The sequence below is a fragment of the Dyadobacter jiangsuensis genome (assembly GCF_003014695.1).
Classification (GTDB): Bacteria; Bacteroidota; Bacteroidia; order Cytophagales; family Spirosomataceae; genus Dyadobacter; species Dyadobacter jiangsuensis.
In genome coordinates, this window is sequence record NZ_PYAS01000002.1 from 147,805 (window position 1) to 161,208 (window position 13,404).

The following is a 13,404-nucleotide window of genomic DNA, read 5'->3' on the forward strand; positions in this document are numbered from 1 at the left end:
CCTGCCGCAATAGAAAGTACAATGCTAGTATTTCCGAATGCCAAGATCAATATCGGTTTAAATATCGTCGAAAAGCGCCCGGACGGGTTTCATAACATCGAGTCCTGTTTCTATCCCGTAGGTTGGTCGGATGCTCTGGAAATTACTTTGGCGGAGAAATTTTCGTTTCATTCCGACGGGATCACTATCCCGGGGAATGCTGATGACAACCTTTGCACAAAGGCTTACGAAATGCTCAGGCGTGATTTTGACTTGCCTGCCGTCAAAATACATTTGCTGAAAACGGTGCCTATCGGCGCAGGACTTGGTGGGGGATCGGCAGACGCTGCTTTTACGATCAAAGCATTGAATCAGCTGTTTGATCTAGGGATTTCTATTGAAGGGCAAGAGAAATATGCCAGACTTATTGGCAGCGATTGCGCCTTTTTTATCCGCAACAAACCGGTATACTGCTTCGAAAAAGGCGACCAGTTCGATACAATCGACATTGACATTTCCGGAAAATGGATCGCACTCGTGAATCCCGGGATCCATATCTCCACCGTTGAAGCATATTCCGGCGTGGTCGCGAAACGAAGCACCGAAAATTTACGTAATATACTTCGGGAGCCGATTGCTGAATGGAAAGGCCGTGTTACGAATGATTTTGAAGCAGCTCTTTTTATAAAATACCCCTCTTTGGAGGAAATAAAGGAAAAGTTATATGGCCTTGGGGCGGAGTACGCAGCCATGTCCGGTTCAGGATCTACCCTGTTCGGCATTTTCGGGCAGGAGCAAAATGTAAAAGAGCATTTTCCTGACTTTCGTCTTTGGCAGGGTTTTCTTAAATAAATTTAACCTTCACGTTATGTATTAAGGTGCAAAATAGTCGTTATATTCACTTTGAATTGCGCTTTTCGAAGATATCAATGATTGCGAGATGAGTCCGAAGCACACAACTAAGCAAACCGAAAATCCTTTCACCAAACGTCGTGAGCCGCTTGGCTTTATGCTTTGGTTAGGAGTTGCTGGGAGCTCAGTGCTTTTTACTTCGATCTTCGTCATTTTTCTTCTGCGGGCACACAAAGAGACGGCGCACCTGGTTGCGTTGCCGGATATGTTCTGGCTCAGTACGCTGGTTATCCTTTTCAGCAGTATTACACTTCACGAAGCGAACCTCGCCTTTACAAACGAACGTTTCCTGCATTATCGGGTGTTTTTGGGTGCAACGCTTTTGCTTGGGTTTACCTTTATTGTGCTGCAAACGGGAGGATGGATGGAGATGGTTAATTCCGGCGTTTTTAGCGGTGTCAATACTTCCGAAGGATTTATTTACCTGTTGACGGGCCTTCACCTGCTACACATGATAGGTGGTGTGCTATACCTCAGCTACCTGTTCAGAAAAGCCCTCAAAAACAGGAGCTATGTGGACTCTTTCGTGTATAGCGTCAATCCTCCGAACCGCCTACGCATTAAACTTTTTACCCGCTACTGGCATTTCACAGGGGCGCTCTGGCTTGTGGTATTTATTTTCCTGATCGTGCTTTACTGAGTACCGGGGCGGATAAGGCACCTTCGCCCAATTGCATTCCCGAATTCGTATATTTGGAATCCGAGATGTAACAACATGATCCCCGCTCCGCCGCCGATTCGTACCGACCTTTTTTCATTGTTCATTCTTCTGGGTTGTGTGCAGGGGTTGATACTCTCATACGTTTTCCTGTCGCATGCAAAGGGTAGCAACCGCGCGAATCTCTTCCTCGGAATTCTTATCCTGGCAATGTCGGTTATTATCAGTGACGTCTGGTTGGGATATACCCATTACATGTTCCGCGTGTTGTGGCTGGTTGATTTCAGCGAACCGCTCAATCTCCTGATGGCGCCGACTGCGTTTCTCTACACCCAAACCGGGGTGAACCAGAAAATGCCCAGGCGTGCATGGCTGCATTTTTTACCATCGCTGGTGTACCTGGTGTACATGTGCGTGCTCATATACCCGCAGGACCTGACATTTAAATATAACTCGAACATAGGCTCTTTCCATCCAGAATTGGAGAGGATCGAGGCATTGAGGTACGGCAGCGACTGGATGTTTTATCCGAAATGGCACATCAACGACCTCACGTTCGCCAGCATGATCATTTACAGCATTGCCGGTTTCTGGTTTTTGACGAGAGTATTTCGGCAACGCAGTATTTCCTTCTTTACGGGTGAAAAGAACTCGCTGACCTGGTTCAGGGACATGTCTTTGCAGCTCACATTCCTGATCGTGGTTTTCTTTATCGTCCGCACATCCTTCCCGCACGATCTCGGCGACCATATTATCGCCGCATTCATTTCCCTTATCATCTATATTATCAGCTTCACGGTTCTGAGAAGATCGCTGTTTTTTCACGAACCGATTGAACGGACGACCCGGAAATATGAAAAATCATCATTGACGGAGGAAATACAATCGGCGACGCTGGGTAAGCTGGAAGCAGTAATGCTGGCGGAAAAGCCTTTTCTGGATCCCGGATTTTCTCTGCCGGCACTTTCCAAAAGACTCGGCGTGTCGACCCACCATTTATCACAGATACTCAATGAGGAATTGAAGCAAAGCTTTTTCGACTTTTTGGGCGCATACCGCATTCAGGAGGCGCAGCGGTTGCTAGCCGATCAGGAGAACGCTTACATCAAAATTGAGGAAATAGGACAGATGGTCGGTTACAATTCGAAATCTGCATTCAACACGGCTTTCAGGAAGATAACCGGCACCACTCCCTCCGAATACCGTAAGAAACAGGCGAATCAGAGGTTCTGACTTATCGGGAAGAACATCGAACGTATCAGAACGGTCGTTTTAGCCCTATTACAGGCGCTAGTTTTGGGCATCATTCAAAACTATTCGTCATGGAAACAAAGCCCAACCAATTCAATCCCGCATCATCCCAAATCCGCCGATACGACCTCGACTGGCTCCGTGTAATCGCCTTCGGAATTCTGATCTTCTTCCACGTCGGAATGTTTTTTAACCACTGGGGATGGCACATCAAAAACAATGTGGTTACGGACGCCGTAGAATGGCCGATGCGGTTCAGCAGTCAATGGCGCATGTCACTGCTATTCATGATTTCGGGTGCAGGCGTGTATTTCGCTCTCGGAAGTCGTGGGCCGGCAGCTTTTCTGAAAGAGCGTTTTGTACGAATTTTCATACCACTCGTTTTCGGGATGTTTGTCATAGTACCACCGCAGATATTTTTCGAGCGGCTAACACAAGGGCAAACCTACGGCTACCCGGATTTCTACAAAACCGTATTTCAATTCGTCCCTTATCCGAATGGTAGTTTCAGTTGGCACCATTTATGGTACCTGGTTTACATTTTCTGCTATTCCTTAATAGGACTGCCACTACTGCTTTTGCTGCGTCGCTATACGGGCTTTACGCAGCGTGCGGCGGCATTCTTTGCCAATCCATGGACTTTGATCGCCGTGCCGGTACTCTGGCATGTGGGCGGAAGTATTTTGCTGGAAGAACATTTCCCTACCACTCATAACCTGGTGAAGGATTGGAACGAACATTTTCATGATTTTACACTCTTCGTGACCGGTTTTGTGATTTGCACACAAGCCCGCTTCTGGGATACGCTCCAACAATACCGGCGATTAACACTAGGCATCTGGATTACGCTGACTATCGCACTCTATGCGTATTACTGGACCGTCGACAGGGATATGAACGCGACGCAGTGGCTTGTTTATGATGTGATCAAAACTACGAACGCGTGGTGCATTCTACTTTCGATCTTCGGATATGGTTATACTTACCTGCAATTCACGAATCCATTTTTGAGATACGCTAATGAGGCGGTGTACCCATTTTACATCCTGCATCAGACGGTAATCATCTGTCTGGCATACCCGCTGATCCAATCACCAGTGCATTGGTTTGTGAAGTTTATATACCTGTGCGTCGCTACGTTCGTGATTTGCCTCGGCACGTACCACTTTCTGATCCGGCGAAGCAACCTTCTCAGGATATTGTTTGGAATGAAAGCAATGAAATATCGAAAAAGCAAGGAGCCCGTGGCGGCTATTTCTTCAGTATCTTGAATTCCACACGGCGGTTCTGCTGCTGGCCTTCCGGTGTGTCATTTTTGGCCACCGGTTTGGTCTCGCCGTAGCCTTTGCTGGCAATTCGATCGGGTTCGATACCTTTTCCGATCAGGTATTCGCGCACGGCGTCGGCCCGTTTCTGTGAAAGGTCGATGTTGAATTCGGCGCTACCGGTATTGTCCGTGTGGCCGCCGAGCTCGATAGAAAGCGTCTTGTTCTCTTCCATCGAGATGGCAATGCGGTTCAGCTCGCCAAACGATTCGTCACGCAACGTAGCTTTTCCCGTGGCGAAGAAAATGTTGTTGAGGCGTACAATTTGCCCTTCTTCAATCGGGATCAGTTTCAGCGATTTATTCGCGATTTCCTTGAAACCTTTATTGCCGTTGCTGGTGGAATCAGTAAGGTCGATATTTTCTCCTTCCGCAATAAAATTGGGGGCTACGGCCCGCCAGCTATATTTCTGACCGTATGGAAGTACGAGTTTGTACTCGCCGGTAGTAGGGTTGGTCGTCGCGGTGCCTACTTCTTCACCGGTAGCGAGGTCTTCGTAAATGATGGTTGCCTCGACAGGTTTCCCGGTTTTGGAATCGATTACTTTCCCGCTGATCATCACCACAGGATCCGAAGGCGGCACGACGGCCACGGGAGCTTCGGTGGTCGAATCAGCAGGTGAAGGTTTGGGTTGAAGGTTATAGCGGACAATATCGCCTTTGCCTTCCGTGTCTTTAAAGGATACCATGTAGGCGAAATCGCCCAAAGCGGAAATGGTGTAATAAGCGTCGTAGCCGTCGGTATTAATGGCAGGGCCGAGGTTTACGGGCCTGCTCCATCTTTTCCACGATTTGTCGATCCGCTTGCTATAATAAATGTCGTTGCTGCCCTGCCCGCCTTTCCGGTCGCTCGAAAAATAGAGCGTTACACCATCAGGCGCGAGGAATGGGGTGGTTTCGGTGAAATCCGCGGTGTTGATTTCAGAGCCCAGGTTCAATGGTTTCGACCAGGTACCGTCTTTTTGTTTAAAACTCACATACAAATCGTCGACTTTGCTGTTTTTCTTTTCGCTGAAAGACATGACCAACGTTTTGCCGTCATTGGACAGATAACCGCAGTCGAACTGACCTTTGCTGAGCTTGGTATAACCGGGAATGTCCAGCTTGTTCGGGGCGGACCAGCCCCGGGCTGTTTTTTTACTGGTTGAAAACCCGCGTGTCTCGTAAGTGCCGTTTTTATATGAACCTTTGATTAACAGGGTATTACCGTCGGGTGTAATGCTGTAAAGGCTGTTGTAGTCTTCCTTATTGAGCGGAGAAGGCAGCCTCCTTGCAGGCGTCCATTTATCGCTTTTGAGTTCTGAAAACCAGATATCCTGGCTGCCTTTCGGGCCGTGCGTGTTCTGCGGATGGCTTACCCTTGAAAAATAGATCGTTTTGCCGTCGGGAGAAATGATCGGACTGATTTCATTGTATTCGGTATTGACCGATTTCCCGAGGTTTTCCAGCTGCGCATAGGCAGAGATGGAAGTAACGACCGTAATGGCTAATAGGCAGAAAGCACGCATTGTTCTGACAGGATGGCTAGTTTTTATCTACATACAACGACCCGTCCAACGGCTTATTTTCCGCGTTTTGCAAACGGAAGGCTTCCATTTTTTCAAGGAGCATTGCAGGATCTTCCGCAACCACCAAAAGTGCGCGGTTATCGGGCCTCAAAAAGCCTTCTTCCACCATCTTATCAAGTTGCAGAAGCAAAAGATCGTAAAATCCGTTGACGTTCAAAAGCCCGACGGGCCCGTGGAATATGCGGAGCTGCGCCCAGGTCAGGATCTCGAAAAGCTCATCGAAAGTACCGTAACCGCCCGGTAATGCAATGACACCGTCGGACATCGATACCATTTTGGCTTTGCGCTCGTGCATGGTGTCTACGAAATGCAGCTCCGATAACGTCTTATGCGCCACTTCGAGCTTCGCCAGGAAGTTCGGGATAATGCCCGTAACAAACCCAGCATTGTCCATCGCACCGTCGGCAACGCGGCCCATCAGGCCCATATTGCCGCCGCCGTAAATGAGTTTGATATTCCGCTTTGCCAGTGCTACGCCCAGTTCGTAGGCGGCTTCGGCATACAGCGCTTTCTTTCCCGGATTTGAACCGCAGTATACAACTATGGATTGCATCGGATGAACGGATTTAGTATAACAAGGCAGGATTATGCGGCAGGTTATGCCAGAATATCCGCTGCCAGTTTTTTCAAGTCAATATCGCCGAAGGTGCCGGAGCTCATCAGCAACAGATTGGCGTCTTTCCAGGTCAGCGATTTTAAAAATGTTTCCAGTTCGGCAGAATTGGTGAACACCTTCAGATCATCGCGCTTGAATGCCGCTTTGATATCGTCTTCCGACAGACTTTCCAGGCGTTTATGTTCCAATGTCAGTGGATTGAAATACACGACTGCTACATCGGCCGCTTTTAGTTTGCGGCGATATTGGGATAAAAATCCCTTATTAAGACTGCTGAAAGTGTGAAGTTCGGCACAGGCTACCAGTGTTCTGTTGGGAAACTGCTCTTTCAGGGCATTGGTAGTTGCCTCTACCTTGGAAGGCGCATGGGCGAAGTCACGATAGACGTTCACTGTTGCATTTGTTCCAAGGAGTTCCAGGCGTTTCGAGGCTCCTTTGAATGTGCGGATCGCGTTGTAAAACTGCTCGTCGGTCACGCCCAGCCGTTCGCAGACTTCGCGCGCGCCGCTGATATTTTTCATATTATGGCTCCCGAAAACGAGTACCGGAACTTCGCCTTGCTCGGCAGTGATCAATATCGTCTTGTTGTCCTCGATCCGGTGCGGATGTACGGCATATGGCGTGCTGACCACGTCCGGACGTTCCTTCTGGCCGATCACGTCGAGCATATCGTCCGTTTCGTCGAAGATGATCGCACCGGCTTTGGGTAAAGAATCCGCCAGCAGTTCGAACTGCTTCACATACGATTCCCAGGTCGGGAATACATTGAAATGATCCCAGGCAATACCGCTGATTAATGCGATGTGCGGCTGGTAGTGGATAAATTTCGGAGTGGGATCTATTGGTGAAGTGAAATACTCATCGCCCTCGATCACGATCAGCGGAGCATTCTCGGAAAGCTTCACCATATTATCGAAACCTTCGATTTGTGCGCCGACCAGGTAGTTGAAATTCCTTTTATTGTATTTCAAAACGTGGAGTATCATGGAGGTAATGGTTGTTTTTCCATGGCTGCCCGCGATCACGACGCGTTGTTTGTTCTGGCTTTGTTCAAAAATATACTCGGGATAGGAATATACTTTGATCCCCAGCTCTTTCGCTCTCGCGAGCTCGGGATTGTCCTGTCTGGCGTGCATACCGAGAATCACGGCTTCCAGGTCGGAGGTGATTTTCTCCGGAAACCATCCTGTAACAGGTGGAAGCAGGTCATATTGTGCGAGGCGGCTGGACGATGGCTCATAGATCTCATCATCCGATCCCGTCACAATGAATCCTTTTAAATGTAATTCGATGGCCAGGTTGTGCATGACGCTGCCGCCAATCGAAATGAAATGTATTTTATGCAAAGATGAAGATTGACTCATTGACAATTTTAAAAACTGATTCCGTTCGAAAGTTAGCAAGAATTGGCCTTCGGGCAAATCCCGCCCGTATCCTATTTGCCGGCTTCCTTTACGAACTTGATATTTTCCTGCGTACCGTTGTCGTGCACAAGGCCGATTATGTAGGAGCCCGAAGCGAGGTTCCGTATATCGATCTCGCGCCGCGGCTTGTCGGAACTATAAACTATCTGACCTGAGACGTTGACAATCCTGACGGTTCTCATATCTTCCCAGTCATCCGCAGCGATCGTTATCCTGTCGCTGGCAGGATTAGGATAGGTGCTCGCTACCGAGAACGTTTTGAAATTCAGGTTGACGATCTTGCTGTACGAGAAGGTCTGGTCGCGGTCCACCATTTTCAGTCGGTATAAATTTTCGCCGGCCACCGGGCTAATATCGGTGAAATTATATCGGGTAACGGCATTCAATATGTCACCTCCTGCCGGTAGAGAGACAATGCGCACCCATTTCTTGCCATCGGTGCTCCGCTCCACATCGAACTTTTCGCTATTCACCTCTTCCGACGTCGACCAGGCAAGTTGTGCTTGCTGGCCTTCCTTCACGGCAGTGAAGTCGATCAGCTTCACCGGTAACGCGCGGGCGACCGGGACGATTTTCGCTGCGGATTTGGCAACACACCCACTGCGGGTCGATTTCGCAGAATAATTGTAGTCACCAGGAGAACTGGGGGCATTGATCGTAATGGAGTTGCCTGTCCGGTTATTAGCGCCCTCGCCACTCCATACATAGTTGGCGGTATTGCATTCTGGCCCCTGGCAATTGATGCTGAGCGTAACCGGAGTGCCTACGACAGGCTTGCTCGGCGAATTGTTCACATTCACGGAGTAGGAGCACGGCAGGTAATTGCCGCTATCCCAGACGTTTTCCCAATAGCCCGTGTCCGTCATCCGGATGGATTTTGGTTGAAGGTCTGTTTGTCCGAAATTCTGCCCGCCGATCTGGTTCCAGGTTTCAAAAAGGAAATTTCCGGTGAATACATTCGGGAAAATGTTGACCGTCACAGCCTCTGCACGTGCCGGAGGCTGGTAGGAAGGCTTAAGATATTGCTCGCGGCATAACGCAAGTGTGGGCGCGAGCTGGGCCATTTCAATATCATTAAAATGCATGGCAATATGCACGTAGTCCGCGCCGTGCTTGTAGGCACGGGGAAACCACTCGTACGGAATGCCGCCATTGATCCCCGAGCCTCCGTCGGGTTGGCCGAGGTCGGTTGGGTCGAATTCCAGGCCTGCTATTTTATTGGGATAAGTGCCTTTTATGACGTCGATCCCCATTATTTTTCTCCAAAGGTCCCATTGATGACTGCCGTCGGTATGGTAAATGCCGTCTGAAAGTTCCAATGCGAGGAGGAGCGTGCTGCTGTGCAAATGCCAGTTGTTACCCTGCACAGAACCGAAGTCGGATATGAAATGCAGTACTTTGATGGAAGAATTACGGTTTTTGACGGTTTCATAAAAACCTTTGAAAAGCTTCAACAAACCCCACCCTGCAAAGCGATGCAGGTCACGGCCCATCTCAGAATTGTAATTTCCGTCGGTTGGCTGGGGGGCGGTAGCGATGGGGTAGGAGGTCCGGCCCCAGGTAGCATTGGTTTGGCCCGGAAATCTCATCGGAAGAAACTTGGTACGCCAGGCTTGCAATGCCTTAGCTTCGAACATCCCGGCGTAGTTGACCGAGTTGACGACTTTGTTAGGCATATAAAATTCTTCGGATCCGTTGTTTCCCATCGCGACGTACAAAATCCTCGACGAATAACCCTGCACCTGAGCGAGCGCGTCGTCTACAAATGCCAGAAAGCGGCCGGTGGCATATTCGGAGAAGACAGACGGGACCGTGTGGGAAATGGCCTCGCGCATGAGCGAGCCGTTGGAGAGCTGAGCCACGTCTACCGTCGAAAGAAAGTTGTCGTTCCAGTACCCGGGCCGGAGATAGGAGAAGTGAAGCGCGACCTTGATGTTCGGGTTAATGTCCAGAATGGCCTTGACGGCCTGGGCCATCTTCGCGCGCTGGTAATTACCGAGCGTCGGCTCATAATGTTCCCATTGGATGTGCAGCCTGACAGCCGTTGGACTGGCGTCCTTTCCGTTGTATTTGAGGTTCGCAAATTTCAGGATATACTGCCATTGCTCGGTATTGATACCGTTGGGCGCCGTTCGGTCGAATCCGTAGCCTGTGGTATTGAGGATCAGCTCCCTTTGCGCCAGAAGCGCGGTCGGCCGGCTGGATAACAGGGCCAGAAAAAGTGCGATGGTTAATAAACGTGGGTGGTTGAGCGGCGACGTCAGACGTATGAAGCGCATAAAATTTTAGTTCAGTGGGCGGTTATAGCTTTTTAGGATTCGTTGAGACAGGTTTAATTTTCTCTATAATCGATATAGAAGTTTATGGAGTTACATGCGGCTGCCAGATTGGGACGGTCGTTTGCAAAACCCTGTTGAGTGTCAGGATGGAAATAGAAGAGGAATTTCAGTTTTTAAGCCTGATAGGCTAACAGCTCAATATAATTTGAATTGACAACTTGATAAAGGATGGTATGAATATGATAGAAAGGTAGAATATTAAAACTAGATTTCAAGAGAAATAGTAAATAAATTCTACAAGCGGTCACAAAAAAAGTGCTCACCTGTGTAGGTAAGCACTTATTAAGCGGTAAATCCGGACGGTTACTATGCCAGTTTCTTGTATTTGATACGCGTCGGCGTAGCGTCGGTACCGAGTCTTTTGCGGCGGTTTTCTTCGTATTCGGAGAAGTTACCTTCAAACCAGTAAACCTGTGAATCGCCTTCAAAGGCCAGAATGTGGGTTGCAACGCGGTCGAGGAACCAGCGGTCGTGGGAGATGATCACCGCACAGCCTGCAAAGTTTTCGAGACCTTCTTCCAATGCGCGGAGCGTGTTAACGTCCAGGTCGTTGGTAGGTTCATCGAGCAGGAGCAGGTTCCCGCCCTCTTTCAATGTCATGGCAAGGTGTACGCGGTTACGCTCACCGCCGGAAAGCGTTCCTACTTTCTTCTCCTGGTCGCCGCCGCCGAAGTTGAACCGGCTCACGTAAGCACGCGCGTTCGACTGCTTGCCCCCGAGAATGATCCAGTCGTTGCCGTCCGATACGCTCTGGTATACCGTCTTATTCGGGTCGAGATTGTCGTGTTCCTGGTCTACGTAAGCGAGTTGCACGGTCTCACCTACTTCGAAATGGCCTGTCAGCGGTTTCAGCTGGCCGGTAATGAGTTTGAACAGGGTGGTTTTACCGGCACCGTTTGGCCCGATAATGCCCACAATACCATTTGGCGGCAATGCGAAGCTGAGGTTTTCGTAAAGTAACCTGTCGCCAAAGCCCATCGATACATTATGCGCTTCGATAACCTTGTTCCCCAGCCTAGGGCCTGAAGGGATGAAGATTTCCAATTTTTCTTCCTTCTCCTTGCCTTCCTCGCTGAGCAATCTCTCGTAAGCGCCCAACCTCGCTTTGGATTTGGCCTGGCGAGCCTTTGGTGCCAAACGCACCCATTCCAGCTCACGCTGCAATGTTTTCTGGCGCTTTGATTCGGTTTTTTCTTCTTTTTTCAGGCGCTCCTGCTTTTGTTCCAGCCAGGAAGTGTAGTTGCCTTTCCACGGAATACCTTCGCCGCGGTCGAGTTCGAGGATCCAGCCGGCTACGTTGTCGAGGAAGTAGCGGTCGTGGGTTACGGCGATAACCGTTCCTTTATATTGTCTCAAATGCTCTTCGAGCCACAGGACCGACTCTGCATCGAGGTGGTTGGTAGGTTCATCCAATAAGAGTACATCCGGCTGGCGCAGCAGGAGGCGGCACAACGCAACCCGGCGCTTTTCTCCCCCCGAAAGGGTCGATATCAATGCATCCGACGGCGGGCAGCGGAGGGCATCCATCGCTATTTCGAGGCGGTTGTCAAGATTCCACGCATCGGATGCGTCGAGTTTTTCCTGCACTTCGCCTTGTCTTTCCAGCAATTTGTCGAAATCTGCGTCTTCTGCACCGAAAGCCTCATTGATCTCGTCGAATTCTTTCAATAGATTTACAATTTCTTGTACACCTTCTTCTACAACTTCGCGAACGGTCTTGTTCGGATCGAGTTTCGGTTCCTGTTCTAGCATGCCGACGGAGTAGCCCGGGGAGAAAACTACCTCACCCTGAATGTCTTTGTCGATACCGGCGATGACGCGAAGGAGTGTCGACTTACCGGAACCGTTCAGACCGAGGACGCCTATTTTGGCACCGTAGAAAAAGGATAAATAAATGTTTTTAATAATATGTCTGTTGGGAGGAATGATTTTGTTAACCCCCGACATTGAGAAAATAATGGTTTCGTTACTCATTTTTTGTTTAATTTGTGCGTAACAAATATCGTTATATATCCCTACACTTAGCAGATAAAAAAAATTGAAAGAATGGAAAATGCCACATTGAATGATGAATACGGCTACGTTAAGGACAGCAAAGTATTTTTAAAGGGGTATCTGGATTTCCCCGACCGGCAAATTGGAGAAGTAAAAAGGACTGAGCAGGAAGCGATTGACTATTTCAAGAATCGTTTTAACATTGTCCTGAACAAAGTAGAGCAGCTGGAACGCGAAATTGATGAAGCACTTAATAAGGGCTCCTATCTTACCAAACTGATCCAGTTACAGCGCAAGTTGAAAAGTTTTGATGCATTGGGCGATTTTGTGCCTTTGCTCAGAAGGCTCGAAGAAAAAGAAGAATATCTCAAAAGCCTGATCGAGGTTAACCAGCTCAAAAACCTGGAAATCAAACGCGCACTGATCGAAGACGTGAAAGTTGCCGCCGCTGTTACCGACTATGCCACCGCGACAGACCAGATTCAGGAAATCAAAGCTAAATGGATTCGTACCGGGCCGGTCGACAAGGAATATCAGGAGGAAATCGAAACGACATTCCAGCAAATCCTGGATGATTTCTTCCAGCGCCGTCGTGATTACTTCGACGAGCAGAACAAATTGAACCAGCATCGTATAGAAGAATACGAGAAGCTGATCAAAATCACCAAAACGCTTAGCTACGCCAAAGATCTGGACGAAGCCTACGCCAAAGCGAGAGATGTACGTAATGCGTGGAACAATATAGGAGAGGTTCCGCCGAAGCGTTTTTTCAAAGTCAACAAGGCTTATCGCCACTTCCTCAAACTGTTCTACGATAAATATAATGCGGCCAAAGGCATCGAACCGAAAGTTCGCGTTGACCCGCGTATTGTTGAACAGCAAAAGCTGCTTGCCCAGGCCGAAACATTGCTGAGATCGCCGGATATCATCGAGGCGTCGCAGGAAGCCAAAGTCCTGCTTAGCAAATGGAAGGAGATCAAGATTCCATTCAAGCTGGCAGACAAGGAATTGGCAGAACGCTTCCGGATGGTTTGCGATAAGATATTCGAGTTGAGCTACCTCGCCCGCGTGATTAGCCGCAAATACCCGGCTTTCGACCTGAAAAGCCCTGAAGAGCAGCTTCGTACGAAATACCGCGAGCTCGAATGGCTTACCAAGCGCGAGAAAAGCGACCTGGAATTCGCGCAGCTGGAATTTGACCGTACCGCTACCGGCGATCCCGAGCAGGATAAGCAGGCAGTAGGCCGGATCAACATCCAGAAACGCAAGGTTCAGATGAAAGAGCGTATCCTGATTGAATTCGAAAGAAAACTGAAAGCTATAACCGGTTAATATCGT

The 13,404-nt window shown here is 49.0% G+C and carries 10 protein-coding genes; 5 read left to right on the forward strand and 5 right to left on the reverse strand.

Translation table 11 applies throughout. The features are described from left to right. Positions 1-21 precede the first annotated feature (21 nt). From ispE to CLV60_RS03905, 4 genes are all read left to right on the forward strand, one after another. Positions 22-831, forward strand: a complete 810-nt coding sequence (gene ispE, locus CLV60_RS03890) for a 4-(cytidine 5'-diphospho)-2-C-methyl-D-erythritol kinase (protein WP_106594092.1) — start codon at positions 22-24, stop codon at positions 829-831. An 88-nt stretch (positions 832-919) separates the two neighbouring features. Further along, positions 920-1,531, forward strand: coding sequence for a cytochrome c oxidase subunit 3 (locus CLV60_RS03895; RefSeq protein WP_106594093.1), 612 nt, complete (start codon positions 920-922; stop codon positions 1,529-1,531). A gap of 75 nt (positions 1,532-1,606) precedes the next feature. Next, positions 1,607-2,782: a helix-turn-helix domain-containing protein gene (locus CLV60_RS03900; RefSeq protein WP_229210811.1), complete on the forward strand. Its 1,176-nt coding sequence runs from the start codon at positions 1,607-1,609 to the stop codon at positions 2,780-2,782. An 89-nt stretch (positions 2,783-2,871) separates the two neighbouring features. Next, positions 2,872-4,071 carry an acyltransferase family protein gene (locus tag CLV60_RS03905; protein WP_106594094.1) on the forward strand — a complete coding sequence of 400 codons (1,200 nt, stop codon included), beginning with the start codon at positions 2,872-2,874 and terminating at the stop codon, positions 4,069-4,071. Here the strand turns inward: CLV60_RS03905 and CLV60_RS03910 are convergent. From CLV60_RS03910 to ettA, 5 genes are all read right to left on the reverse strand, one after another. Then, positions 4,052-5,632 (reverse strand): OmpA family protein, encoded by a 1,581-nt coding sequence (locus CLV60_RS03910; protein ID WP_106594095.1) that lies wholly within the window; start codon positions 5,630-5,632, stop codon positions 4,052-4,054. The two genes, CLV60_RS03905 and CLV60_RS03910, sit on opposite strands and share 20 nt — an antisense overlap. A 16-nt stretch (positions 5,633-5,648) precedes the next feature. Beyond that, positions 5,649-6,245 carry an LOG family protein gene (locus CLV60_RS03915; RefSeq protein ID WP_106594096.1) on the reverse strand — a complete coding sequence of 199 codons (597 nt, stop codon included), beginning with the start codon at positions 6,243-6,245 and terminating at the stop codon, positions 5,649-5,651. A 44-nt stretch (positions 6,246-6,289) separates the two neighbouring features. Continuing rightward, the gene (locus CLV60_RS03920; protein ID WP_106594097.1) at positions 6,290-7,672 is read right to left on the reverse strand and encodes a UDP-N-acetylmuramate--L-alanine ligase; all 1,383 of its coding nucleotides are present in this window, start codon (positions 7,670-7,672) and stop codon (positions 6,290-6,292) included. Between the two features lie 71 nt (positions 7,673-7,743). Then, positions 7,744-10,011 (reverse strand): T9SS type A sorting domain-containing protein, encoded by a 2,268-nt coding sequence (locus CLV60_RS03925; protein ID WP_106594098.1) that lies wholly within the window; start codon positions 10,009-10,011, stop codon positions 7,744-7,746. A gap of 366 nt (positions 10,012-10,377) precedes the next feature. Next, positions 10,378-12,045 carry an energy-dependent translational throttle protein EttA gene (ettA, locus tag CLV60_RS03930; RefSeq protein WP_106594099.1) on the reverse strand — a complete coding sequence of 556 codons (1,668 nt, stop codon included), beginning with the start codon at positions 12,043-12,045 and terminating at the stop codon, positions 10,378-10,380. 72 nt (positions 12,046-12,117) lie between these two features. Here ettA and CLV60_RS03935 point away from each other — a divergent pair, with 72 nt between their 5' ends. Continuing rightward, positions 12,118-13,398: a DUF349 domain-containing protein gene (locus CLV60_RS03935; RefSeq protein WP_106594100.1), complete on the forward strand. Its 1,281-nt coding sequence runs from the start codon at positions 12,118-12,120 to the stop codon at positions 13,396-13,398. Positions 13,399-13,404 lie beyond the last annotated feature (6 nt).